Raw genomic sequence first — 24,226 nt, forward strand, 5'->3', positions numbered from 1 at the left:
CACGAGTACGTGATCTTGGCAGGGAGGCAGTCCGTGACGAGCGACACAGCACGCACCGTCGAGAACGCAGGCGTCGGTGACCGGGTACGCACCGGAGTCTGGTTCGTCGGAGCGCGCGGTTCCGTGGCCACCACGGCCGTCGCCGGATGCGCGGCGGTCACCGCCGGGCTGCATCCGCCGACGGGCATGGTCACCGAGACCGAGCCGTTCACCCACGCCGGACTGCCCTCCCTGCCGTCCCTGGTCTTCGGCGGCCACGACACCGCCTGCACCCCGCTGACCAAGCGGGCCGAGGAGCTGACCTGGGCCGGAGTGCTGCCGCACGGTCTCGCCACCGCGATCCGCGGCGAGCTCGAAGCGGCCGACGGGGAGATACGCCCCGGCGGCCCGCTGCCCGGCGACGCCCGCACCGACGAGGAACTCATCGGCACCTTCGCCGACGACCTCCGCGCCTTCCGCGACCGCCACGACCTGGCACGCGTCGTGGTCGTCAACGTCTCCTCCACCGAACCCCTCCCCGCGGAGGGCGCGCGGCGGCTCGCCCCCAGCTCCCTCTACGCGGCGGCCGCCATCCGCGCCGGCTGCCCGTTCGTGAACTTCACCCCCTCCACCGGGCTGCGCACCCCGGACCTCATGGACGCCGCCGAGGCCAGTGGACTTCCCCACGCGGGCCGCGACGGCAAGACAGGTCAGACGCTGCTCCGTTCCGTGCTCGCCCCGATGTTCGTGCAACGCGCCCTGCCCGTACGGGCCTGGTCCGGCACGAATCTCCTCGGCGGCGGGGACGGAGCAGCGCTGGCCGACCCGGCCGCGGCGGCGGCCAAGAACGCGGGCAAGGAACGGGTGCTGAGCGATGTCCTCGGGCGGACTCCCGAGGGCGAGGTCCACATCGACGACGTTCCCGCGCTCGGCGACTGGAAGACCGCCTGGGACCACATCGCCTTCGACGGCTTCCTCGGCTCCCGCATGATCCTCCAGACCATCTGGCAGGGCTGCGACTCCGCGCTCGCGGCGCCCCTCGTCCTGGACCTCGCCCGGCTGGTGGCCCGCGCCCACGAGGCCGGGCTCTCCGGGCCGCTGCCCGCGCTGGGCTTCTACTTCAAGGACCCGGACGGCGGCCCCGCCGCGCTGTCCGAGCAGTACGGCGAACTGCTCGCGTTCGCCCGGCGGCTGCGGGAGGTCCGGTGACCCTCCTGGGCCGGATGACCACCGCGGGACCCGGGGGCGGCGGCACCGACGCGCTCGGCGGATTCCTCCGTACGCGCCTGAGCCGCGCCACGATCGCGGGCCGGGCGGCCGCCGAGGCTCTCGCCGGGCTGGCACGCCCGCGCCGCCCCGGACCCGCCGCCCTGCCCCGGCGCGGGACCCAGGAACTCCGGGCGCCCGGAGCAGCCCGGGCGCCCGGGCAGCCCGTCCCGGGGGTGCGGTCGGCGCGCCCCCGGGACACATCGCCGGGGATCCCGGCCGTGACCGGGGCCGCTCGCACGGCGCTCGGGTCCCCGGACGCCGGGTCCGGCGCCGCAGCGCCCCTCGGCGGGGCGGCGCCGGCAGCCGGCGAGTCCGGTCTGTCCGGTCTGTCCGGGCGGGCGCCGGGCGGACAGGGGGCCGCGGTGCCCGACTCCGGTCAGGGGTCCGGAGCCGGGCACGAGGCCGCCGTACGCTCCGCGCCCGACGACCGGCGGGAGCCGGATCCCGTACGGTCCTCCGGAGGCGGCGGTGGGCAGGAGGTCCCCGGGGGACCCCCGCGCGACTACGGCCGGGACCCGGCGGGCGGTGCCACCACCCGCGACCGGCTCGGCGCATGGGCCGAACTGCTCCGGGTGTCCGCGCTCTTCACCGTCCCCGGCGACGCCCTCGCGGGAGCCGCCGCCCTCGGAGTCCGCCCCGGCCGGGGCACCGCACTCGCCATCGGCACCTCGCTGTGCCTGTACGAGGCGGGCATGGCCCTCAACGACTGGGCGGACCGCGACGAGGACGCGATCGACCGCCCGCACCGCCCGATCCCCTCCGGGCGGATCACCCCCCGGGCCGCCCTCACGGCGGCGGCCGTCCTCACGGCCACCGGCCTGACCCTCGCCTCCCGCGCGGGCCGCCCCGCGCTGGCCGTGGCCACCGCACTCGCCGCCACGGTCTGGTCCTACGACCTCCACCTCAAGCACACCAAGGCGGGCCCGGCGGCCATGGCGGCGGCGCGATCCCTGGATCTGCTCCTGGGCGCCACGGCCACGGCGTCCCGGGCGCCCGCTGCCGGCCGGCCGGACCGCTCCGGCGCAGCACCGGCCCCCGCCCCCGCCGGCACGGGCGCCCCACAGCCGAACTCCCGTACCGGCGCACCGCCACACGGATTCCGTCACGCGTCCGCCGCGTGGGCCGCGTCGGCCCCCGGAGGCGGGTCGGCGCGCCCGGCCCCAGGCACCCGTACGGTGAGCCGCGCCCCGGCAGCGGCGGCAATCGCCCGCGGGCACGGCCCGGCCGCCGCCCTGCCCGCCGCGCTCGCGCTCGGCGCGCACACCTACGCCGTCACCTCCGTGTCACGGCACGAGACGCAGGGCGGATCGACCGGCACCCCGCTCGCCGCGCTCGCCGCGACCCTGGGGACCGGCCTGTTCGCCGCGGGGGAGCGCACGGGGCGCGCCCCGGCCTCGCTCATCGCCACCGCACTCGCGGGCGCGTACATCCGTTCCGCCGGGAAGGGCTTCGCGCACGCCGCGCTCAACCCCTCCCCGCCGCTCACCCAGCGGGCCGTCGGTGGGGGCATCCGGGCCATGATCCCGCTCCAGGCCGCCCTCGCGGCCCGCGCCGGAAACACCACCGGCACCGCGACGGCACTCGCGCTGACGGGCCTCGTCCCGCTCGCCCGCGCACTCGCACGAAAGGTCAGCCTCACATGAGCCATGCGCCGACCCCCGGGCCCGCGCCGACCCCGGCGACCGGGCAGGTCCCCGGCCCCGCGCCGGTATCCGGCCTCCGCTTCGGCTACGGCACCAACGGGCTCACCGACCTCCGCCTCGCCGACGCGCTCGCGCTGCTCGCCGACCTCGGATACGACGGTGTCGGGCTGACGCTCGACCATATGCACCTCGACCCGCTCGCGCCCGGCCTCGCCGGCCGCACCCGGGAGACCGCCGCCCGCCTCGCCGAGCTGGGGCTCGACGTCACCGTCGAGACCGGGGCCCGCTATGTGCTCGACCCGCGCCGCAAGCACGGCCCCACGCTCCTCGACGCCGATCCCGGCGGCCGGGCCGCCCGTACCGCCCTGCTGATCACCTCCGTGCGCGTCGCCGCGGATCTCGGCGCCCGCGCCCTGCACTGCTTCAGCGGCATCACCCCCGAGGGCACCGACCCGGACACCGCGTGGAAGCGGCTGGTGGAGTCCCTCACGCCCGTGCTCGACGCGGCCGAAGCCGCGGGCGTCCCCCTCGCCGTGGAGCCCGAACCCGGGCATCTCCTCGCCACCATCGACGACTTCCACCATCTGCGCTCGCTGCTCGGCAGCCCCCAACACCTCGGGCTCACGCTCGACATCGGGCACTGCCAGTGTCTGGAGGAGCTCCCGCCCGCCGAGTGCGTACGGGAAGCGGCGCCCTGGCTGCGGCATGTCCAGATCGAGGACATGCGCCGGGGCGTCCACGAGCACCTTCCGTTCGGAGACGGCGAGATCGACTTCCCGCCGGTGCTTGAGGCGCTCGCCGCCACCGGCTACCAGGGCCTGACCGTCGTGGAACTGCCCCGTCACTCCCACGCGGGCCCCGAACAGGCCCGCAGGTCCATCGAGTTCCTCCGCGCGAAGGGAACACCGGCATGCTGAGGTCCCGCGAGGAACTCGACGCACTCCTCGACGACAGCGCCCGGGCCTGGCTAGACGCGGCCCTGACATCGGCCGCCGGGGCGAACGGCCCCGGCAACGGCGACCGTCCCGCCGGCGCGAGCGGCACCGCCACCGGAGCCACCGTCCCCACCCCGGGCCGGGGCACAACGCCCGTCTGGGAGCTGCGGTTCGCCGAGGCGGGCCGCCTGTGCGGCCAGGAGCACGCCGACTCCGTACGCGTCCTGCTGCTCACCGCGGCCGGAGCCGGGGCCGACACCCTCACCCGGCTCTACGCCCGGGGCACCGCCGCCGAGCGCCGCGCGCTCCTGATCGCCCTGCCCCGGCTCGGCGGCCTCACCCCGCCCGGTGCCGCGCTGCCGCTCGTCGAGGACGCCCTGCGCACCAACGACACCCGGCTGGTCGCCGCGGCCGTCGGTCCCTACGCCGCCGAGCACCTGGACACCCACGCCTGGCGGCACGCCGTCCTCAAATGCCTGTTCACCGGTGTGGACGTCGACGCCGTCGCCGACCTGGAGCGCCGCGCCGCCGGAGACGGCGAACTCGCCAGGATGCTCGCCGACTTCGCCGCAGAGCGCACGGCCGCGGGCCGCGCCACACCCCCCGATCTGATCCGTGTGCTGGCCCTCGCCGGTGAGCACTCCGAGGAGTCCTGATGCGCATCTTCGACCCCCACATCCATATGACCTCCCGGACCACGGACGACTACGAAGCCATGTACGCGGCCGGAGTCCGCGCCCTGGTCGAACCCTCCTTCTGGCTGGGCCAGCCCCGCACCTCGCCCGAGAGCTTCTACGACTCCTTCGACGCGCTGCTCGGCTGGGAGCCCTTCCGGGCCGCCCAGTACGGCATCGCCCACCACTGCACCATCGCGCTGAACCCCAAGGAGGCCAACGACCCGCGGTGCGCGCCCGTACTCGACGAGCTGCCCCGCTACCTCGTCAAGGACTCCGTCGTCGCCGTCGGCGAGATCGGGTACGACTCGATGACCCCCGCCGAGGACACCGCGCTCGCCGCCCAGCTCCAGCTCGCCGCCGACCACGGGCTGCCCGCCCTCGTCCACACCCCCCACCGCGACAAGCTCGCCGGACTGCACCGCACCGTCGACGCCGTCCGCGAGTCCGCGCTGCCCCCCGAGCACGTCGTGCTCGACCACCTCAACGAGACGACCGTGCAGCACGCCAAGGACAGCGGCTGCTGGCTCGGCTTCTCCGTCTACCCGGACACCAAGATGGACGAGGACCGCATGGTCACGATCCTGCGGACGTACGGCACGGAGAAGGTGCTGGTCAACTCCGCCGCCGACTGGGGCAGGAGCGACCCGCTGAAGACCCGCAAGGTCGGCGACGCCATGCTCGCCGCCGGATTCTCCGACGACGACGTGGACCAGGTCCTGTGGCGCAACCCCGTCGCCTTCTACGGCATCAGCGGCCGGCTCCAGCTCGACCTCCCCGCGCCGGACGCCCTGCACGAGGGCAACTCCATCCTCCGCGGCGGGGAATGAGGGGAGGGACGCATGCGCTTCCGCCACCCCGACGGTTCCACCGTCCACCTCTCCTACTCCACCAACGTCCACCCCGCGGAGACCCTCGACGGGGTCCTCGCCCAGCTCCGCGACCACTGCGAACCCGTGCGCAGGCGGCTCGGCCGCGACCGCCTCGGCATCGGCCTCTGGCTGGCCCGGGAGGCGGCCCGCGCCCTGATCACCGACCCGTCGGCGCTGCGCGGACTCAAGGCCGAACTCGACCGCCGCGGACTGGAGGTCGTCACCCTCAACGGCTTCCCCTACGAGGGATTCGGCGCCGAGGAGGTCAAGTACCGCGTCTACCGGCCGGACTGGACCGAGCCCGAGCGGCTGGTCCACACCACCGATCTGGCCCGGCTGCTCGCCGCCCTCCTCCCCGACGACGTCGCCGAGGGCACGATCTCCACCCTGCCGCTCGCCTGGCGCACCGGATTCGACGCCACCGCGTCCGTCACCGCCACCGCGGCGCTCACCACACTCGCCGAACGGCTCGACGCACAGGCCGAACTCACCGGGAAGTCCATCCGGATCGCCCTCGAACCCGAGCCCGGCTGTGTCGTCGAGACCACCGCCGACGCCATCGCACCGCTGGCCGCCGTCGGCTCCCCCCGCATCGGCGTCTGTATCGACACCTGCCACCTCGCCACCTCCTTCGAGGACCCCGGGCAGGCGCTGGCCGCGCTCGCCGACGCCTCCATCACCATCCCCAAGGCGCAGCTGTCCGCCGCCCTGCACGCCGGCGAACCCCATCTGCCCGAGGTACGGGCCGCCCTCGGCGCGTTCGCCGAACCCCGCTTCCTCCACCAGACCCGTACCCGCACCGCGGCCGGACTCCGGGGCACCGACGACCTCGACGAGGCCGTTCTCGGCCAGGTCCTGCCCGAATCGTCCCCCTGGCGCTCCCACTTCCACGTCCCCCTCCACGCCCCGCCCGCCCCGCCGCTCACCTCCACCCTCCCCGTCCTCCAGGACACCCTCACCCGGCTCGTCGGCGGCCCCGTACCTCTGACCCGCCACCTGGAGGTCGAGACGTACACCTGGCAGGCCCTCCCCGCCGAGCTGCGGCCGCGCACCCGCACCCAGCTCGCCGAGGGCATCGCCGCCGAACTCACTCTCGCCCGCGATCTGCTGGTCGGCCTCGGCCTCAAGGAGCTGCCATGACGGACACCCCGAGCCCCACCCCCCTCCTGGTCGTGGACGTCGTCGGTCTCACCCCCCGGCTCCTCGACCACATGCCCCATCTCAAGGCCCTCGGCAGCTCCGGCTCCCAGGCGCCCCTGTCCACCGTGCTGCCCGCCGTGACCTGCGCCGCCCAGTCCACGTTCCTCACCGGCACCCTCCCCGCCGAGCACGGCATCGTCGGCAACGGCTGGTACTTCCGCGAACTCGGCGACGTCCTGCTGTGGCGCCAGCACAACGGACTGGTCTCCGGCGACAAGGTGTGGGACGCGGCCCGCCGCGCCCACCCCGGCTACACGGTCGCCAATGTCTGCTGGTGGTACGCGATGGGCGCGGACACCGACTTCACCGTCACCCCCCGGCCGATCTACTACGCCGACGGCCGCAAGGAGCCCGACTGCTACACCCGCCCCCCGGAGCTCCACGACGAACTCGTCTCCCGGCTCGGCGAGTTCCCCCTCTTCCACTTCTGGGGACCGGGCGCCGACCTCGTCTCCAGCCAGTGGATCATCGACGCGACCCGGCACATCATGCGCACCCGCCACCCCGATCTGACGCTGTGCTACCTCCCGCACCTCGACTACGACCTCCAGCGGTACGGCCCCGACGACCCGCGCTCCCACCGCGCCGCCGCCGAACTCGACGCCGCCATGGCCCCCCTGCTGGAGGACGCCCGGCGGGAGGGACGCACGGTCGTCGCCCTCTCCGAGTACGGGATCACCCGGGTCAGCCGGCACATCGACATCAACCGCGCCCTGCGCCGGGCCGGGCTGCTGGAGGTCCACACCCAGGACGGCATGGAGTACCTCGACCCGATGGCCTCCCGCGCCTTCGCCGTCGCCGACCACCAGCTCGCCCATGTCTACGTCAAGCGGCCCGAGGACCTCGAAGCCACCCGGGAGGCCCTCGCCGGACTCGACGGCGTCGAGGAACTCCTCGACGACGAGGGCAAGAAGGCCCACGGACTCGACCATCCGCGCTCCGGCGAACTCGTCGCGGTCGCGGAGCCCGACGCCTGGTTCACGTACTACTACTGGCTCGACGACGACCGCGCCCCCGACTTCGCGCAGCTCGTCGAGATCCACCGCAAGCCCGGCTACGACCCGGTCGAGCTGTTCATGGACCCCCAGGACCCCTACGTCCGGCTGAAGGCCGCCAAGGCGGTCGCCCGCAAGAAGCTCGGCATGCGCTACCGCCTCGCGGTCGTGCCCCTCGACCCCTCACCCATCCGGGGCAGCCACGGCCGCCTCCCCCCGAGCGACGACGAAGGTCCGCTCATCCTGTGCTCCACCCCCCGCGCAGTCGAGGGCCGTGTCGCGGCCACCGACGTGAAGTCCCTGCTGCTCCACCTCGCCGGCCTCAACCGAGGCTCCGCACCACTCGAAACCCCAGCCGAAAGAGAGAGACCGTGACCCCGTTCAAGGACGAACCCGGCACCGACGACTCCCTGCGCCGCACCCTCGGCGTGGACCGCCGGCGCTTCCTCACCACCTGCACCGCCGTCGGGGCCGCGGCCGTCGCCGCCCCGGTGTTCGGCGCCTCGCCCGCCCTCGCGGACGACAAGGGCCGCGGCAAGGGTCACGGCCACGGCCATGACAAGAAGGCCCTGGTCCCCGCCCACAAGCGCGGCCTCATCCTCTACACCGTCCGCGACGCGATCGGCCGGGACCCGCTCACCAGCGATCTCCCGTCCGGCTTCCGCGAGGTCTTCAAGCAGCTCGCCCGCTACGGCTACAAGCAGGTCGAGTTCGCCGGGTACGGCCAGCACGCCAACGCCCCCGGCGGCGGCAACCTCGACACCGTCCAGGGCGCCCATCTGCTGCGCTCCTGGCTGGACGACTTCGGTCTGCGGGCCCAGGGCAACCACGGCTTCATCCCCGGCTCGTGGCCGCTGAGCACCCCCGACCTGGACCGCTTCAAGCAGGCCCTGGAGATCGCCAACATCCTCGGCATGGACCACATGGGCACCGGTGGCGACCCCACCTGGGGCTCCACCAAGGCCGAATGGGACGTCGCCGCCGAACGCTGGAACGCGATGGGCGCCATCGCCCGCCGTGCCGGTATCAAGCTCTACACCCACAACCACGACGGCGCGTACGACTTCCTGCTCGACGGCGGTCCGCTCGACGCGCAGGGCCGTCCGACCCGCAGCTCCGGCATCCGCAAGCTGGAGTACTTCCTCAAGCAGACCGACCCGCGCAACGTCTGGCTGGAGATGGACATCTTCTGGGCGCACGTGGCCCGGTACAAGTTCCACACCTACACCGCGCACGACGGGCAGCAGCGCACCAGCGTCTTCGACCCCGCGCGGCTGGTCGACCGCTACAACAAGCGCTACCCGCTGTTCCACGCCAAGGACGGTGTGATCAACACCGGCAGCGGCATGGGATACGACATGGTGCCCTTCGGTACCGGCGACATCGACTACGAGCGGTTCTTCTCCCGGGTCGGGGAGAGCAACTACCACAACCCGATGGTCGAACAGGACAACGCGCCCAGCGGCTCGGTGCCCGGCCAGTCGCTGGAGTACGCGCGGATCGGCTACGACAACATCGCGGCGCTGCGGCGCAAGCGCTGAGGCACCGCCGATGAGCGCCGGCTTACCGGCGCACCCGCCCCCGCCGGGCCGATCGGCCCCTGCTGATGACCGTGCGGCCTTCCGGAGCGCTCCGGAAGGCCGCACAGTCATGTCCCGGGGGTTGAGCCCATCTCCGCCGGGACACCGCCGCAGCCGTCGGACCGGAGGCCGCCGGGCCCCGCGGCCGGGCCCGGGCGCACCGATTTCACCGGCCGGCGGGTCGCCGTGATCGGGACCGGGTCCTCCGGTGTCCAGATCATCCCCGTCATCGCCGAACAGGCCGCCGAACTGACCGTCTTCCAGCGGACCCCGGCCTATGCCCTGCCCGCCTGGAACCGCCCGCTGTCCGGTCCCGAGGTCGAGGAGCACAAGGCGGGCTATCCCGAGTTCCGGGCCGCCCAGCGCCGCTCCAAGGGCGGCTCCGTCTGCGAGATGCCGACCCGGTCGGCCCTGGAGGTGAGCGAGGAGGAGCGCACGGCCACCTATGAGGCCGCCTGGAGCGCGGGGGGCCTCAGCGCGATGCTGCGCTCGTACACCGACCTGCTCGTCGACGAGAACGCGAACGAGACGGCGGCCGAGTTCGTCCGGTCCGAGATCCGGTCGAGCGTCACCGATCCGCGGACCGCCGAGAGCCTCTCCCCGCGCACCTTCCCGTTCGGCACCAAGCGCAGGGCGCCGGGGGAGCGCCCTTCGGTGTCGCACACGCCCCCGCTCGGCGCCTGGCGGTGCCGGCTGTGACAGTCCGTGCCCCTGCCGGCCCGCTCAGCCGATTCCCTGGCGGTCGGGCCGGAGGGCGAACTCCCGCTCGGCCTCCTCCGGTTGGGCGCGCACCACCTCGCGCTCCAGCAGGGTCCGGTGCCGCTCCAATGGCTCCCGGCGCCCCGGCGGAACGAGCAGCAGCAGATCGTCGATCGCGGCCATCAGCCGCCGGGTGACCTGCGGTGCCGGGGCCGCGGCCCCCCGGATCTCGGCCAGCCCCAGATCCACCAGATCCGTCCAGGTCGGCACGGGCTGCACCAGCCGGAGCACCCCGCCGCCGTCCCGGTGGTGGACCGCCCCCAGCGGCCTGTCCGCCATGACCGACAGCAACTGCACGATCCGGTCGAGACACTGCACCGCGGTCGTCGGATCGTTCACCGCGGGCGACAGCGCCCGTATGGCGATGTCCGACAGCTGCCGCAGCCCGAGCCCCTGATCCTGGTGGAAGGTCCGCTCGGTGCCCACCGACATGGTGAACCGGGGGACCCGTACGATCGGCGCCTCCTCACGACCGTGCACGGCCAGCACCGGCGTCCCCGGCACCACGAAGTCCCCGATCCGGGGAATGAGCCGCAGCACCACACCGTGCCGCCGGGCGACCCGCGCCAGCCGCGCGACATGCACATCCTTCAGCACCCCGGCCCGCCCCCGGTGGGCGAGCCGCGCCACCTCACCCGGCAGCTCCGGCGCCTCCCCGCCCCCGCCCGGCTCCCGCGCCAGCATCCGTACGGCATCGTGGGCGATCCGGTCCACCACCGGCCCCACCTGCATCAGCCGCAGTGTGGAGGACACATACGCGATGAACAGCAGCAGGCTCAGCCCGAGCAAGGCCATCGTCATCAGGCTCTGCAGCAGCGGCACCGAGGTCACCCGCCGGGGATCGGTGACGCTCTCGTACGAGGTGAGCACCAGCAGGGAGAAGAGGAACGTCGCCAGGAACACCGTCAGCGTGAGCTTGCTGATCCTGCTCCGGACGAAGATCCGCACCACCCGGGGCGTGAGCTGTCCACTGGCCATCTGCACCGCGACCAGCGAGATGCTGAAGACGACACCGATGAAGGTCATCATCGCCGAACTGATCGTCGTCACGATCGTCTTGGCGTCCTCGGTGAACGAGACCAGCCGACCGAGTTCCTCGTACGCCCGTTCCTCCCGGAGGTACTCGACGAGCCGGGCATCCACCGCCGAAGCCCCCCACCACAGCAGCACGGCACAGGCGAGCCCCACCGTGGGGGCGAACCACAAGGTGTCGCGCAGATGCTCACGCAGGGGCGACAGGGGGCGGGGGCGAGGAGGCGTACGAGCGGTCACGCATGCGACGGTAGCGTCACCTGATGTGTTCGTACGCATACCCGCTGTACGTGTGTTCCCACGGCGTGTCGCCGCCCACCCCCTGAGCCGAAGGGGGAGAACCCGCCTGTCCCCACCGGTTCTGGCCGCCTCCGCCCTCCCCTCACGCCTTGTGCTTGGTGAGTGAGCCGAAGGGGGCGTGGGTGTCGACCCTGCCTGTCCCCACCGGTTGTGGTCGCCTGCACCGCCCGCTCACGCCTTGGGCCTGGTGAGTGAGCTGAAGGGGGCCGTGGGTGTCGACCCTGCCTGTCCCCACCGGTTGTGGTCGCCTGCACCGTCCCCTCACGCCTTGTGCCTGGTGAGTGAGCCGAAGGGGGCCGTGGGTGTCGAAAGGGAGAACGCGCGGAGGCCGCGAGGTACGAGCGGTCGAGCACGATCGACCGTCGACACACACTGAAGGCCCCCCGGTGGGGGTCCCCCCGGACGGAGTCTGGGGGGAGAACCGAGCCACAAAAAATACAGCGCGTCGGTCACTGTCCGGAGTGCGGTCCCACGGCCCCCCGACCGCCCGCCCCCACGGCCCACCCCCCGAGCACCATCGGGTGAACCGCCGTACGAGGCCGGCCACCGGCTCGGTCATCCCGGGGAAGTTCAGCGACACGGCCACCGCGATCCGCGGACGCCCGCCCGGGGGCGCGCCGCCCGGTGGCTCCACCTCGGACCGCCGTACGACGGGCACCCGCACCGGCGCGCTCACAGCCGGATCCAGGTGGACTTCAGCTGGGTGTACTTCTCCAGCGCGTGCAGGGACTTGTCGCGGCCTCCGAACCCGGACTGCGCGTAGCCCCCGAACGGGACGGTGATGTCGCTGTCGTCGAAGCAGTTGACCCATACGGTGCCGGCGCGGACCGACCGGGCGAGCCGGTGCGCGGTGGACAGGTCCTTCGACCACACCGCGGCCGCCAGACCGTAGTCGGTGTCGTTGGCCAGGCGCACCGCCTCCTCGGCGTTCTCGAAGGAGAAGACCGAGAGCACCGGTCCGAAGACCTCCTCGCGGGCGATCCGCGACCGCGGGTCGACCCGGTCGAAGACGGTCGGCTCGACGTAGTAGCCGCCGGTTTCCGCGAGGACCCGGTCGCCGCCCAGGACGAGCCGCGCACCGTCGTCGGCCGCGCCGCGCACATACCCGAGGACGCGTTCCAGATGCCGTTCCTCCACCAGCGCGCCGATGTCGGTGCGCGGGTCGAGCGGATCGCCCACCACGAGCCGGCGGCTCTCCGCGAGGACCCGTTCCAGCAGTTCCTCCTCGATGTCCCGGTGGACCAGGAGCCGCGACCCGGCCGAGCACGCCTCCCCCTGGTTGAAGAAGACGCCGCTCGCGACCGCGCGGGCGACCACCGCCAGGTCGGGTGCGTCGGCCATGACGATCTGCGGGGACTTGCCGCCCAGTTCGAGCGAGACCTCCTTGAGGTTGGAGTCGGCCGCGTAGCGCAGGAACTCCCGGCCGACCTCGCCCGAGCCGGTGAAGGCGATGGCGTCGACGCCGGGGTGGCGGCCGAGAGCCGCTCCCGCGGTCGGTCCGAGGCCGGGCACCACATTGAGGACGCCGTCGGGGACGCCCGCCTCGGTGGCCAGTTCCGCGAACCGCAGGGCCGTCAGCGGGGACTGTTCGGCCGGCTTGAGGACGACGGAGTTGCCCACGGCCAGCGCGGGCGCGATCTTCCAGGCGGCCATCATCAGCGGGAAGTTCCACGGCACGACCGCGCCGACCACCCCCAGCGGCTCCCGGGTGATGGTGGCGAGGGTGTCCGGGCCGGTGGGCGCCACCTCGTCGTAGTGCTTGTCCACCGCCTCCGCGTAGAAGTCCAGCGACTGGATCGTCACCCGCAGATCGACGGCGAGCGCGTCGGTGTAGGGCTTTCCCATGTCGACGGACTCGACGAGGGCCAGTTCCTCGGCGTGTTCCTCGACCAGCCGGGCCAGCCGCTGGAGCACCAGGCGCCGTCGCCGGGGCGGGAGCCGTGACCAGACACCGCTGTCGAAGGCGCGCCGGGCACCTCTCACCGCACGGTCGACGTCCTCCGCGTCCCCCGCGCCGACGCGGGCGATCAGGCGCCCGTCGCGCGGGGAGATCCGGTCGAACGTGCCCCCGGCGGCGGGGTCGGTCCACCGCCCGTCGATGTACGGCCGGGTGGGCAGGGCGAGCCCGGCGAAGCGCTGCTCCAGCTCCGCGCGGACGGCCAGGGCCCGGCTTTCGGTGGGCTTGGTCATGCTGGGCGTTCCTTTCGGGTCGCGGCACGCCGTGCGGCGGCACGATCGGTCAGATCGCGGAAGAGAGCGGCGTCCTGGCCGGAGTGGTCGAACAGGTCCTCCGGGTGCCACTGGACGGCGAGTACGTCCGCCTCGGTGTGCTCCACCGCCTCGACGCAGCCGTCCGCCGCCCGCGCCACCACCCGCAGCCCGTCACCGAGCCGGCCGAGGGCCTGGTGGTGGTAGGAGGAGACCTTGAACGCGCTGTCCCCGACCACGGACGCCAGACGGGAGCCCGGTTCCACCGTGACCTCGTGCAGTGCGTCCAGATGGGGCACCGGGCCGTCCGCCAGATGCTGGACCAGGGTGCCGCCGCAGACGGTGTTGAGCACCTGCATGCCCCGGCAGACGGCCAGCGCGGGGATTCCGAGGGCGATGACGGCGCGGGCGACGGCGAGGTCGAGTTCGTCCTGCTCGTCGTGGTCCGGCTCGGTCCGCGGGTGCGGGGCCTGCCCGTAGCGCGAGGGATGGAGATCGGAGCCGCCGGGCAGCAGGACACCGTCGAACCCGGCCAGCCGCGCGGGCAGTTCGGCCAGCCGGTCACGCTGCCCGCCGTGCAGGACCAGCGGCTCCCCGCCGGCGCCGAAGACGGCGTCACCGATGGCCTCGGCGGCGACGGTGGCGCTGAACCGCAGGCCGGAGACGGAGACGGCACGGCGGCCGATCACGGCGATACGGGGCCTCACGCCGGGCCCCGCGCGACCGCGCCCGGGGACGGGCCCGGCCCGGCGCCCTGACCCGCGAAGGGGTACTCCAGGCCCGGGAGCCACTCGGCCCACGCGCGCTCCAGCCTGCCGTCGGCGATGATCCGGGCGAGCGCGCCGTCCAGCGCCGCGAGGTCGCCCGGGCGGTCCTTGGCGACGCCCACGGCCCAGTGGTTTCCCGTCCGTACGGTGAAGGCCTGCTCGAAGTCCGGGTGCTCGCCGAGCGGTACGAACACCACGTCGTCGTCGACGACCGCGTCCACCTCGCCGGATCTGAGCGCCGCGAGCATGTCGCCGAACACATCGTGGGTGTCACCGCCGAAGGCGACCGTCACCGCGCCGCCGAACGTCTCGGCCAGGGCCATGTTGGTGCTGCCCGCGATGGCCGCGACCCGGCGGCCCCGCAGATCGGCCGGGGTGCGCACCGGATCGCCCCGGCGTACGAGCACCGACTCGTGGAACACCGCGTAGGGCCGGGTGAAGTCGACCTCGCGCAGCCGTGACTCGGTGACGCCCTGGCCGCACAGCACCCCGTCGGCGTCGCCGCGCCGGACGGCGGGAAGCATCTGGGACCAGGGCAGAAAGACCCACTCCAGGGGGCGGCCCAGCTCCGCGGCGAGGAGTTCGCCGACGGCCGGTTCGTAGCCGAGCCGTCCCTTGACGGGGTCGTCCAGGAGGAACAGGGGCGGGGCGTCCGAGTCGATGCAGGCGAGACGCAGTGGTGTGATCACGGGGTGTCCTCCGAGTACATCATGTGCTCCCAGTCGGTGACGGCCCCGCAGAAGCGGGCCCACTCGTCCGACTTGTAGGCGTGGTAGAGGTCGGCGGTCTCCTCGCTCAGCGCCCGCTGGACCACGGTGTCGCCGGCGAAGGCGGTCAGGGCCTCGCCCAGGGTCAGCGGGAGCGCCGTGAACCGGGACCCGGCGCCGTAGCTGGAGCCCTGCTGCGGCGGGCCCGGGTCGATCCGGTTGTCCAGGCCGTCGGAGATCGCGGCGATCAGGACGGCGTGCGAGAGGTAGGGGTTGACCATGGCGTCGGGGAGTTTGAACTCCAGCCGTCCGTTGGCGGACAGGCGCACCGTGCAGGTCTTGTTGTCCATGCCCCAGTTGATCCGCGAGGGGGCGAACTGGCCCGAGTCCCAGTACCGCTTGTAGGAGTTGACGGTCGGCCCCATGACGGCCATGGCGCCCGCGGCATGGGACAGGATGCCGCCCAGCGCGTGGCGGCCGGTCTCGGTCAGATGCAGGTCCCGGCGGCCGGGCTCGGCCAGGACGTTCTCCCCGCCGCGCCACAGGCTGAGGTTGTGATGGCAGCCGTTGCCCATCGCGCCGGTGGCCGGTTTGGGCATGAAACTGGCGGTGACACCCAGCTCACGGGCCACCTGGCGGCAGATCTGCCGATAGGTGACGAGCCGGTCGGCGGTCAGGTCGGCGTGGTCGTACATCCAGTTCAGCTCGATCTGGCCCGGGTCCTCGTAGTCGCCCTCGATCATGTCGAAGCCGAGTGCCCTGGCGTAGGTCATCACCTTCTGGTAGATCGGGCGGCTGCGCTCCAGGAGGTCCACCCGGTAGGCCGGGCTGTCGTCGGGGCGGTGGCGCACCTCCAGCCCCGGGCCGGTCCAGGTCATCTCCGGTTCACAGCCGGAGCGCAGTTCGAGGCCGGTGCGGGCGGTGAACTCCGCGTGGAGCCGGATGAGATTGCCGCGTACGTCGGTGGCGAGCGGCCTTCCGCCGATCTCCGCGCGGTGCTCGGGCTCGTAGAGGCGGCAGAAGAACCGGCCCACGCCGGTGTCCCAGGGCAGTACGGCGAAGGTGTCGAGGTCGGGGACGGCGGTGAACTCGGCTGCCTGGGTGCCGCCGCCGAGGAGATTGCCGGCGCGGTCGACCTGGAAGTCGGCCAGCACCGTGCGGTGCATCTGTACGCCCTTCTCCAGGTTGCGGAGCAGGTGCACGGCGGGCACCACCTTGCCGATGACGCGGCCGTTGACGGTCACCGACTGGTAGTAGACGTACTCGACGCCCGCGTCGGCGATGCGCTTCTGTACGGCGTCGACCGCGTCCTGGTCGGCATTGCGTTCGCGGTGCCGGTCCAGGGCGGTGGTGGTGCTCGGGGACGTGATGGTCATGGGTACCTCGCAGTGGTCTCGCGGCAGACGGGAGGAACGGTGTCGCGGGGTGGTTGCCGGCAACGGTGGCGCGGAGGGGTTCCCGGCGGTCAGACGGCCGCGGGGAGGGTGGCGAAGGCCCCGCGCAGTTCGCGCTGACGGGCGGGCGGGAGATTGATCGCGACGGTTCCGACGTGGGCCGAGTGCCGGTGGCAGGTGGCCAGGACGCCGTCCGCCGGACGGCCGGGGTCGCCTTCCACCACCCGTACCTCGTCGGCGAGGGCGGGTGAGCCGAAGCTCTGGAACCGCAGATCCGCCTGGTCGCTCCAGAAGGACGGAACCGGGGCGAACGGGTCCGGGCCCGACTCGGCCCCGGTGAGGGCCGCGATGAGGGTGGCGGCGGCCCGCTTGGCGGTGTCGGTGGGGATGGACCAGTGCTCGACGCGGCGGGGCACGTCGTCGAAGAGGGGGTTGGGGAAGCGGGCGATGTCGCCGACGGCGACGAGGCGTTCGGCACCCCGTGCCATGAGCCGGTTGTCGCACAGGACGCCGTCGCTCAGATCGAGGAAGTCGTTCCCCGCCAGCCACTCGGTGTTGGGCACCGAGCCGACCGCCTCGACGACGGCGTCGGCGGCGAGCGTGCTCCCGTCGTCGAGGGCCACCCCGGTGACGGAGCCGTCGCCGAGGAAGCGGGCGGCGGACCGTCCGATGACGAACTCCACCCCGGCGGCCTCGTGGTGGCGCCGGACCCCCTCGGACAGCCGCGTGCCCAGGACGCGCTGCATCGGCCCGCCGCAGGGTTCCACGACGGTGACCCGGCAGCCCAGCCGGCGCGCGGTCGCCGCGACCTCGCAGCCGATGAAGCCGGCGCCGAGCACGACGACCGCTGCTTCCGGCCGCAGGGCGCCGCGCAGCGCGACACAGTCGTCGAGGGTGCGCAGAACATGGCGGCCGGCGAGCGGGCCGGGGAGTTCCAGGCGCCGGGGCCGCAGCCCGGTGGCGGCGACGAGCGCGTCGAAGGCCACGGAGGAACCGTCCCCCAGCGACAGCCGCCCGCCCCGGGGATCGGCCGCCACGACGGGCAGACCGAGCCGGAAGGTGACGTCGGCGACCGACGCCCGGCGGCGGAAGGCCACCTTGGTGTGCAGTTCGGCGGGGGTGGCCGCGCCCGGCGCGTACAGCAGCTCCTTGGACAAGGGGGGCCGGTTGTACGGGAGATGGGGCTCGGCGCCGAAGACCGTGACGGGTCCCGTGTGACCGGCCGCCCGCAGCTGCTCGGCGGCCCGCAGGCCCGCGAGTGACGCTCCGACGACGGCGACGTGTGCGGTCATGGGCGTTCTCCGTCAGTCCTGGACGAGGATGGCCTGGACGGGACAGACGTCGGCGGCTTCCTCGACCTCGTCGCGCAGCGGGTCGTCGGGCTCGCTCTCGTACTCCAGCTTGCCCTCGTCGTTGATGCGGAAGACGGCGGGCGAGGCGATGGCGCACTGGCCGTGGTCCTGGCACAGGGCCATGTCGACGGTGACCTTCATGGGGATTCCTCTCGCTCTGGTGCGCCCGCTCCCTGTTCAGGAGGCGGGGGTGAAGGTGAGGGGGAGCCGGACGGGGCCGGTGTTGCCCGAGTCGGGGAGCCACTCGGCGCCCTCGCCGATCCGGGGGTCGCGCATGCGCCGGGCCAGCAGCGGCAGGGCCTCGCTCATGTCGCTGCGGGCGACGAAGTGGCCGAGGCAGTGGTGGGCGCCGCCGCCGAAACCGAAGTGCGGCTTGCGCTCGGCGGTGATGTCGAAGGAGCGCTCGCTGAACACACGGGGGTCGGTGCCGGCCGACTCGCTCCACAGATGGACGGTGGTGCCGGCCTCGATGTCCAGGCCCTGGAAGGTGAAGTCCTCGACGGCCTCGCGGGTCACCCAGCGGACGGTCGGGTTGACCCGCATGACCTCCTCGACCGCCCTGGTGCCGAGGTCGGGCCGCTCGGCGAGCAGCCGCCACTGGCCGGGGTGGCGGACGAAGGACTGCATGGCCAGCCCCAGCTGGTTGCGGGTGGTGTCGAAGCCGCCGAAGATCAGCAGCAGCAGGCCGTCGCGCAGTTCGGCGTCGCTGAGCTTGTCGGTGTCGCGGCTGGCGCTCACCAGGCGGGAGACGAAGTCGTCGCGCTCGTGGCGGCGGCGGTCGGCGATCAGCTCGTCGGCGTACGCGTAGAGCGCGGCCAGGGCCTCCTCGATCCGGCCGAGGTCCTGGCGGACGGTCACGCCCATCGCCAGTCCGAGCGTCGTCGACTCGCGGGCGATGACCGGCCACTGGGACTCGGGGATGCCGAGCATGACGGCGATCACGCGCGCTGCGTAGGGCTCGGCGAACTCCGAGACGAACTCGCACCGGCCGGCCTCGGCGAAACCGTCGATCAGCTCGTCGGCGAGCGCCTGGAACCGGGGTACGAGGGAGCCGATGAGCTTGGGGGAGAAGGCCGGGTTCATCAGCCGGCGCAGCCGGTGGTGCTCCTCGCCCTCCTTGTTGAGCACCCAGCTGGCCCACCAGTCGGCGAACGGGCCCTCGGTCACGCCGTTGTGCGCGGGCCAGGCCACGCTGCCCTGGCGGAGCCGGGGGTGCTTGAGCAGTCTGCCGACCTCGTCGTAGCGCAGGATCGCCAGGCCGTAGTTGGTCCGGGCGTACCAGCCGCTCTCGCGCGCCTCGTGCACGGCGGCAGAGGTGATCGAGAAACCCGGGTCGGCGACGTCGAAGTAGGGGGCGGCGTCGGTCGTTGCGGTGCCCGTCATCGTGGGACTCTCCAACTTCTCGCGGCGAGCAGTGGTGAGGCAAATACTCTAAACCTAGAGTTTGTAAGTCAATAGGTCCGCCGAAGTTGTTTCCGTGCCGGCCGGGTGCGGTTCACCCGAGCCCGGTACGGGGGCGGAAAACGACGAGGGACCGTACGGCCCCGTCGGCCGTACGGTCCCTCGTCCCGCCGTTCCCCGTCCTGACCCGCTTGTGGCGGGCCCCGCGCTCCGGCGCGTCCCGTGCTTCGGCGGGCCGGGCGCCCCGTTCCGCGAGCGGACGGGCTACGCGCGGGGTGCCAGCGCCAGTACCCAGTCGCTGTCCAGTCCGACCTCCCCGACCGCGACGAACCCGCCCTCGCTTGCCCGCGGCACCCGCGGCAGCCGGGAACCCACCAGCCAGCGCGAGGTGTTCGCGGCGATCACCCGCCGCTCGGGCCCCACGAGCACCGCGTCGTGCCCGGTCTCGCGCAGCGCCCCGAGCAGCAGCGGCTCGAACTCGGCGACCCGCAGATCGGCCCCGGCCACGCCGACGAAGACCTCGTCGGTGACGGGGGCGGTGAGGGTGATGACGTACCGGTCGGCGCCGTAGTAGTCCACGTACGGACCGAAGACCGAGCGCCGCCCGCGGTCACGCCCGGCGGTGAACCACTCCATCTCGAAGTAGTCGTACACGTCCACGCTGGTGGGGTCCATGTTCAGCTGGAGCCGGACGACTCCCGCTCCGCCGCGCTGCCACCATTCGAAGTGCCGGTCGCGGTCCCGCAGCACACCGGGCGCGGTGAAGAACCCGAATCCGTCCGCGCCGGGCTGCTCGGCGAGCTGCCGGACGAGCGCCGACTTGACGCCCGCCGCATCGCGCACGGAGAAGGCGCCCTTGTCGGCGAGCGCGGACCTGCGCCGGGCCACCACCTCGTCGGCGATCGTCCCCAGCCGGTCGAAGACCTCCGTGAGCAGGCCCCTGACCTGCTCCAGCAGGGTCTCCAGCTCCTTACCCACCTCTGCCGTCCCGCCCTCGGGCGCGGTGTTCTCGGGGTACATCGGACGCCTCCACAGTCATCGTTCCGCCACCACAAGATGCAACTCGATCAATCGGCGCAGATTGCGCTGGACATGGCGCTCGGCCAGGGCGCGAGCACGCTCTCCGTCCTCCTCGGCGATGGCCGTGGCGATGGCGTGGTGCTCGGCGACCGTCTCCTCCAGCACCGTCTGGGGCTCGACGGGCAGCCACAGCAGGGCCGTCAGTTCCGCCTGGAGGTTCACCTCCAGACGGGTCAGCCGCTCGGACTGCGAGGCCATCGCCACCTCGATGTGGAAGCGGCTGTCCGCCCTTATGCGGGCACCGTACTCGTCGGCCGACGCGAGCTGCTCGACCAGGTGCAGCAGCCGCCGCACACTGGCCGCCGAGGCGCGTTCGGCGGCGAGGAGCGCGGAGGCGCCCGAGACGGCGAACTGCTCGTCGGCCGCGTCGCGCAGCCGGGAGACGGTGGTGGACGCGAGCCGTTCCTTCAGCGGACCCGGCGGCGGACTGTCCGGCCGCTGTACGAAGGTGCCGCCGTTGCGGCCCCGGCGCGTCGCGACCAGGCCCTGCTCCCGCAGGATCGCCAGCGCCTCGCGCAGGGTCATGGGGGAGACGCCGAGCTGGCCCGCGAACTCCACCTCGGTGGGCAGTTGCTCACCGTCCACGACGAGGCCCAGCAGGATGGCCCTGCTGATGCGCTCCACGACCTCCTCCGCACGGCCCCCCGCGTTCAGGGGGGAGATGAGCAGGGCGCGCATCACCGGTGCGCCGCTCGTGGTCATCCGCTCTCCTCGTCCATGACCTCCGGCCCCACGGTCCGGTCGCCCCGCCCCGGGCCACCACTGGTCCGGCGCCCGGAACGCCGACACCAGCGTGTAACAGTGAAGGCTCTTGTGCAATAAGACATGGGCTTGTAGTTTTTCGCCCACGCATCACGGAGCATCCTACGGGCCACGCACTTCCGGCCCCGCTCACGGGCCGACGACGCATCCCGCTGGGTGCTCCGGAGCCGGCGCCGGCCGCTCCGCACACAGCAGTACACCCGCGTTCCCCCACCGCGCCTTCCCCTCCCCTTCCGGTCACCTTCCCTTTCCGGTACGAATCAACGGGAGTCTCCATGAGTCCCACCCTTCCCACGGGGCATCACGGCAGCGACGACGAGCACCTCGCCTCGCTCGGGTACGCCTCCGAGTTCAAGCGGGACATGAGTGCCTGGGCGAACTTCTCGCTCGGGTTCACCTATCTGTCCCCCGTGGTCGCCATCTACACCATGTTCGCCGTCGGCCTGGCCGCGGCGGGCCCGCCGATGATCTGGTCCCTGGTCATCGCGGGCGCCGGACAGCTGATGGTCGCCATGGTCTTCAGCGAGGTCGTGGCCCAGTTCCCCGTCGCGGGCGGCGTCTACCCCTGGGCGCGCCGTCTGTGGGGCCGTAGGTACGCCTGGATGACCGGCTGGATCTATCTGATCGCCCTCTTCACCACCATCGCGGGCGTGGTGTCGGGCGCGGGGCCGTACCTCGCCGCCATGTTCGGCTTCGACACCTCGGTCAACACCGTCATCCTCTGCTCCCTGGCGATCCTGACCCTCGCGACGGTCATCAACTACCTCGGCACCCGGGTGCTGGCCACCGCCGCCATCATCGGCTTCGCCGCCGAGCTGCTGGGGGCCGTGGCGGTGGGCGTCTGGCTGCTGCTGACGGAACGTCACCACAACCTCGGCATCCTGTTCGACAGCTTCGGCGCCGGCGACGGCAGCGCCTACCTCTGGGCCTTCGCCGCCGCGTCCCTGGTCGGCATCTACAACTACTACGGCTTCGAGGCGTGCGGTGACGTCGCCGAGGAGGTACGGAACCCCGGCCGGATGATCCCCAAGGCGATGCGCCGGACCATCTACGTCGGCGGCGCGGCGGCCACCTTCGTCGCCGTGGCGCTCGTCCTGTCCGTGGCCGACATCCCCGCCGTCGTCTCCGGCGAGAACACCGACCCCGTCTCCGGGGTGCTGGAGGCCGTCTTCGGCACTGCCGGGACCAAGGTCATCCTGGGCATCGTCCTGCTGTCCTTCGTCTCCTGCGCCATGAGCCTCCAGGCCGCCGCCAGCCGGCTCGCCTACAGCTACGGCCGCGACGAGATGATCGTGGGGAGCCGGCTGCTGCGGAAGTTCTCCGCGACCCGGCGCATCCCGCCGTACTCCCTGCTGATCGCCGGGGCCGTCCCGGCCGTGATCGTCCTGGGCGCGAAATTCTCCGAGGACTCCCTGACGAAGATCATCAGCTTTGCCTCGCTCGGCATCTACCTCGGTTTCCAGATGGTGGTGCTCGCCGCGCTGCGCGCACGGCTCAAGGGCTGGAAGCCCTCCGGCGCCTACACCCTCGGCAAGTGGGGCCTGCCCGTCAATGCCGCGGCCCTGGTCTACGGCCTCGTGGCCATCGTCACCATGGTCTGGCCCCGCACGCCGGAGGCGCCCTGGTACGACAACTACATCGTGCTGCTCTCCGGTGCGGTCGTCGTCGTCACGGGACTCGTCTACATGGCCGTCCACCGCTCCCACGGCCGCAGCGACGCCCCGTACGACGACGCCATCCCCCGGCGGGCGCCCGTCTCCGCGGACACCGGCGGCACAGGCGAGCGGGAGCCCGCCGACGTCTGACGGCGGAGCCTTCGGGGGAACACCGGGTGGGCCCGGCGCGAATACCGCGCCGGGCCCACCCGGTGTTCCCCTGCCGCCGCCTCAGCGGAAGGCGGGCAGCCCCGTCATCGCCTGGCCGATGACGAGCTTGTGCATCTCCGGGGTGCCCTCGTACGTCAGCACCGACTCCAGATTGGTCATGTGCCGGATCACCGGGTACTCCAGCGAGATCCCGTTGGCGCCCAGGACCGTGCGCGCGGTGCGGCAGATGTCCAGGGCCTTGTTCACATTGTTGAGCTTGCCGATGCTGACCTGCTCGGGCCGCAGTCCCGTACTGTCCTTGCGACGGCCCAGATGCAGGGCCAGCAGGGTCCCGCACGTCAGCTCCACGGCCATGTGCGCCAGCTTCTCCTGCGTCAGCTGGAAGCCCGCGATCGGCTTGCCGAACTGCGAACGCTGCCCGGCGTACTCCAGTGCCGCCGCCAGCGAGCTGCGCGCGGCTCCCATCGCGCCCCAGACGATGCCGTAGCGCGCCTCGTTGAGGCACGACAGCGGGCCGCGCAGCCCGCGCACCCCGGGCAGCACCGCGTCGGCGGGCAGCCGGACCCCGTCCAGGACGAGTTCGCTGGTCACCGACGCCCGCAGCGAGAGCTTGTGCTTGATCAGCGGGGCGGAGAACCCGGGAGTGCCGGTCGGCACCACGAAGCCGCGCACCCCGCCGTCCTCGTCCTCGGTACGGGCCCACACGACGGCGACATCGGCGACGGACCCGTTGGTGATCCACATCTTGCGCCCGTCGATGACCCAGTCGCCGCCGTCACGACGGGCCCGCGTCCGCATCCCGGCCGGGTCGGAGCCGTGGTCGGGCTCGGTCAGACCGAAGCACCCGATGGCCTCACCGGCGGCCATCGGAGGCAGCCACCGCTGCTTCTGCTCCTCGCTGCCGTGCTTCCAGATCGCGTACATCGCCAGCGACCCCTGGACGCTGACCAGGGAGCGGATACCGGAGTCGCTGGCCTCCAGCTCCAGACAGGCCAGACCGTAGTCGACCGCGCTCATACCCGCGCAGCCGTAGCCCTCCAGATGCATGCCGAGGAGACCGAGACCGCCGAGTTCCCTGGCGAGTTCGCGGATGGCGGGGAGCTCGCCGTTCTCGAACCACTCGGCGACATGAGGGTCGACGGCCGAGTCGCAGACCTGCCGGACCGCTGCCCGGACCGCCTTCTCCTCGGGGCTGAGCATGTCGTCGATGCCCGCCAGGTCGAGCGGGTCGGTCCTGGTACGGGCCGTGCCGGTGGCCTTGCCGGATGTGGTGGACATGGGGCGTCCTGCCTTTCGCGTGCGGATCCGAACGGTTCGTCGGAGGTCGGGGACGTGGGGAGTGGTGAGGTCGGTGGTTCGGGGAAGCCGGTGGTTCGGGGACGGGAGGTCGGGGGGCCTGAGCCCGGCGGTACGGGCACGGCGCCCCGGGGCCTGCGCCGACGACTGCCGGCCCGTGGTCCGGGCCGGTCCCGGACGGGACATCCGCCGACC

At 72.8% G+C, this 24,226-nt stretch carries 21 protein-coding genes; 10 read left to right on the forward strand and 11 right to left on the reverse strand.

Going from position 1 to position 24,226, the window contains the following annotated elements:
- Positions 1–33: 33 nt before the first annotated feature.
- The 9 genes from ACFYT4_RS15995 (at position 34) to ACFYT4_RS16035 (ending at position 9,846) form a co-directional block, all read left to right on the forward strand.
- Complete coding sequence (locus ACFYT4_RS15995) at positions 34–1,188, forward strand: inositol-3-phosphate synthase (RefSeq protein ID WP_389268724.1); 1,155 nt, start codon at positions 34–36, stop codon at positions 1,186–1,188.
- Positions 1,189–1,565: 377 nt separating this feature from the next.
- Entirely contained in the window at positions 1,566–2,891 is a 1,326-nt protein-coding gene (locus tag ACFYT4_RS16000) for an SCO3242 family prenyltransferase (protein ID WP_389268950.1), read from the forward strand.
- The gene (locus tag ACFYT4_RS16005; protein ID WP_389268726.1) at positions 2,888–3,808 is read left to right on the forward strand and encodes a sugar phosphate isomerase/epimerase family protein; all 921 of its coding nucleotides are present in this window, start codon (positions 2,888–2,890) and stop codon (positions 3,806–3,808) included. Before ACFYT4_RS16000 ends, ACFYT4_RS16005 begins: the two co-directional genes overlap by 4 nt.
- Entirely contained in the window at positions 3,802–4,482 is a 681-nt protein-coding gene (locus ACFYT4_RS16010) for an EboA domain-containing protein (RefSeq protein WP_389268728.1), read from the forward strand. Before ACFYT4_RS16005 ends, ACFYT4_RS16010 begins: the two co-directional genes overlap by 7 nt.
- Positions 4,482–5,330, forward strand: a complete 849-nt coding sequence (locus tag ACFYT4_RS16015) for a TatD family hydrolase (protein WP_389268730.1) — start codon at positions 4,482–4,484, stop codon at positions 5,328–5,330. The genes ACFYT4_RS16010 and ACFYT4_RS16015 overlap by 1 nt, the downstream gene beginning before the upstream one ends.
- 12 nt (positions 5,331–5,342) lie before the next feature.
- A complete protein-coding gene (gene eboE / locus ACFYT4_RS16020) occupies positions 5,343–6,512 on the forward strand; it encodes a metabolite traffic protein EboE (RefSeq protein WP_389268732.1) in 1,170 nt (389 codons plus the stop codon).
- Entirely contained in the window at positions 6,509–7,942 is a 1,434-nt protein-coding gene (locus tag ACFYT4_RS16025; protein WP_389268734.1) for an alkaline phosphatase family protein, read from the forward strand. The genes eboE and ACFYT4_RS16025 overlap by 4 nt, the downstream gene beginning before the upstream one ends.
- Positions 7,939–9,108 carry a sugar phosphate isomerase/epimerase family protein gene (locus ACFYT4_RS16030; RefSeq protein WP_389268736.1) on the forward strand — a complete coding sequence of 390 codons (1,170 nt, stop codon included), beginning with the start codon at positions 7,939–7,941 and terminating at the stop codon, positions 9,106–9,108. Before ACFYT4_RS16025 ends, ACFYT4_RS16030 begins: the two co-directional genes overlap by 4 nt.
- 225 nt (positions 9,109–9,333) lie before the next feature.
- Positions 9,334–9,846: a hypothetical protein gene (locus ACFYT4_RS16035; RefSeq protein WP_389268737.1), complete on the forward strand. Its 513-nt coding sequence runs from the start codon at positions 9,334–9,336 to the stop codon at positions 9,844–9,846.
- A gap of 24 nt (positions 9,847–9,870) precedes the next feature.
- Here the strand turns inward: ACFYT4_RS16035 and ACFYT4_RS16040 are convergent, their stop codons facing one another.
- The 10 genes from ACFYT4_RS16040 to ACFYT4_RS16085 all read right to left on the reverse strand — a co-directional run bounded on the left by ACFYT4_RS16040 (position 9,871) and on the right by ACFYT4_RS16085 (position 20,849).
- Entirely contained in the window at positions 9,871–11,178 is a 1,308-nt protein-coding gene (locus ACFYT4_RS16040; RefSeq protein WP_389268739.1) for a DUF2254 domain-containing protein, read from the reverse strand.
- Positions 11,179–11,910: 732 nt separating this feature from the next.
- Entirely contained in the window at positions 11,911–13,428 is a 1,518-nt protein-coding gene (locus ACFYT4_RS16045) for an aldehyde dehydrogenase (protein ID WP_389268741.1), read from the reverse strand.
- On the reverse strand, positions 13,425–14,153 hold the full coding sequence (locus tag ACFYT4_RS16050; protein WP_389268743.1) for a gamma-glutamyl-gamma-aminobutyrate hydrolase family protein: 729 nt from the start codon (positions 14,151–14,153) through the stop codon (positions 13,425–13,427). Before ACFYT4_RS16050 ends, ACFYT4_RS16045 begins: the two co-directional genes overlap by 4 nt.
- The gene (locus tag ACFYT4_RS16055; RefSeq protein WP_389268745.1) at positions 14,150–14,902 is read right to left on the reverse strand and encodes an ABC transporter substrate-binding protein; all 753 of its coding nucleotides are present in this window, start codon (positions 14,900–14,902) and stop codon (positions 14,150–14,152) included. The genes ACFYT4_RS16050 and ACFYT4_RS16055 overlap by 4 nt, the downstream gene beginning before the upstream one ends.
- On the reverse strand, positions 14,899–16,296 hold the full coding sequence (locus ACFYT4_RS16060) for a glutamine synthetase family protein (RefSeq protein ID WP_389268747.1): 1,398 nt from the start codon (positions 16,294–16,296) through the stop codon (positions 14,899–14,901). Before ACFYT4_RS16060 ends, ACFYT4_RS16055 begins: the two co-directional genes overlap by 4 nt.
- 89 nt (positions 16,297–16,385) lie before the next feature.
- A complete protein-coding gene (locus ACFYT4_RS16065) occupies positions 16,386–17,606 on the reverse strand; it encodes an NAD(P)/FAD-dependent oxidoreductase (RefSeq protein WP_389268749.1) in 1,221 nt (406 codons plus the stop codon).
- Positions 17,607–17,618: 12 nt separating this feature from the next.
- Complete coding sequence (locus ACFYT4_RS16070) at positions 17,619–17,807, reverse strand: ferredoxin (RefSeq protein ID WP_389268751.1); 189 nt, start codon at positions 17,805–17,807, stop codon at positions 17,619–17,621.
- 36 nt (positions 17,808–17,843) lie between these two features.
- Positions 17,844–19,049 (reverse strand): cytochrome P450, encoded by a 1,206-nt coding sequence (locus ACFYT4_RS16075; RefSeq protein WP_389268753.1) that lies wholly within the window; start codon positions 19,047–19,049, stop codon positions 17,844–17,846.
- Positions 19,050–19,331: 282 nt separating this feature from the next.
- Entirely contained in the window at positions 19,332–20,087 is a 756-nt protein-coding gene (locus tag ACFYT4_RS16080) for a cache domain-containing protein (RefSeq protein WP_389268755.1), read from the reverse strand.
- Positions 20,088–20,102: 15 nt separating this feature from the next.
- The gene (locus ACFYT4_RS16085; protein WP_389268757.1) at positions 20,103–20,849 is read right to left on the reverse strand and encodes a FadR/GntR family transcriptional regulator; all 747 of its coding nucleotides are present in this window, start codon (positions 20,847–20,849) and stop codon (positions 20,103–20,105) included.
- A 335-nt stretch (positions 20,850–21,184) separates the two neighbouring features.
- Between ACFYT4_RS16085 and ACFYT4_RS16090 the strand changes: the two genes are divergently transcribed.
- Positions 21,185–22,714, forward strand: a complete 1,530-nt coding sequence (locus ACFYT4_RS16090; RefSeq protein WP_389268759.1) for an APC family permease — start codon at positions 21,185–21,187, stop codon at positions 22,712–22,714.
- 81 nt (positions 22,715–22,795) lie between these two features.
- Here the strand turns inward: ACFYT4_RS16090 and ACFYT4_RS16095 are convergent, their stop codons facing one another.
- Complete coding sequence (locus ACFYT4_RS16095) at positions 22,796–24,013, reverse strand: acyl-CoA dehydrogenase family protein (RefSeq protein ID WP_389268761.1); 1,218 nt, start codon at positions 24,011–24,013, stop codon at positions 22,796–22,798.
- Positions 24,014–24,226: the final 213 nt, after the last annotated feature.

The sequence above is a fragment of the Streptomyces sp. NPDC004609 genome, assembly GCF_042873655.1.
In the GTDB taxonomy this organism is placed as follows: Bacteria; Actinomycetota; Actinomycetes; order Streptomycetales; family Streptomycetaceae; genus Streptomyces.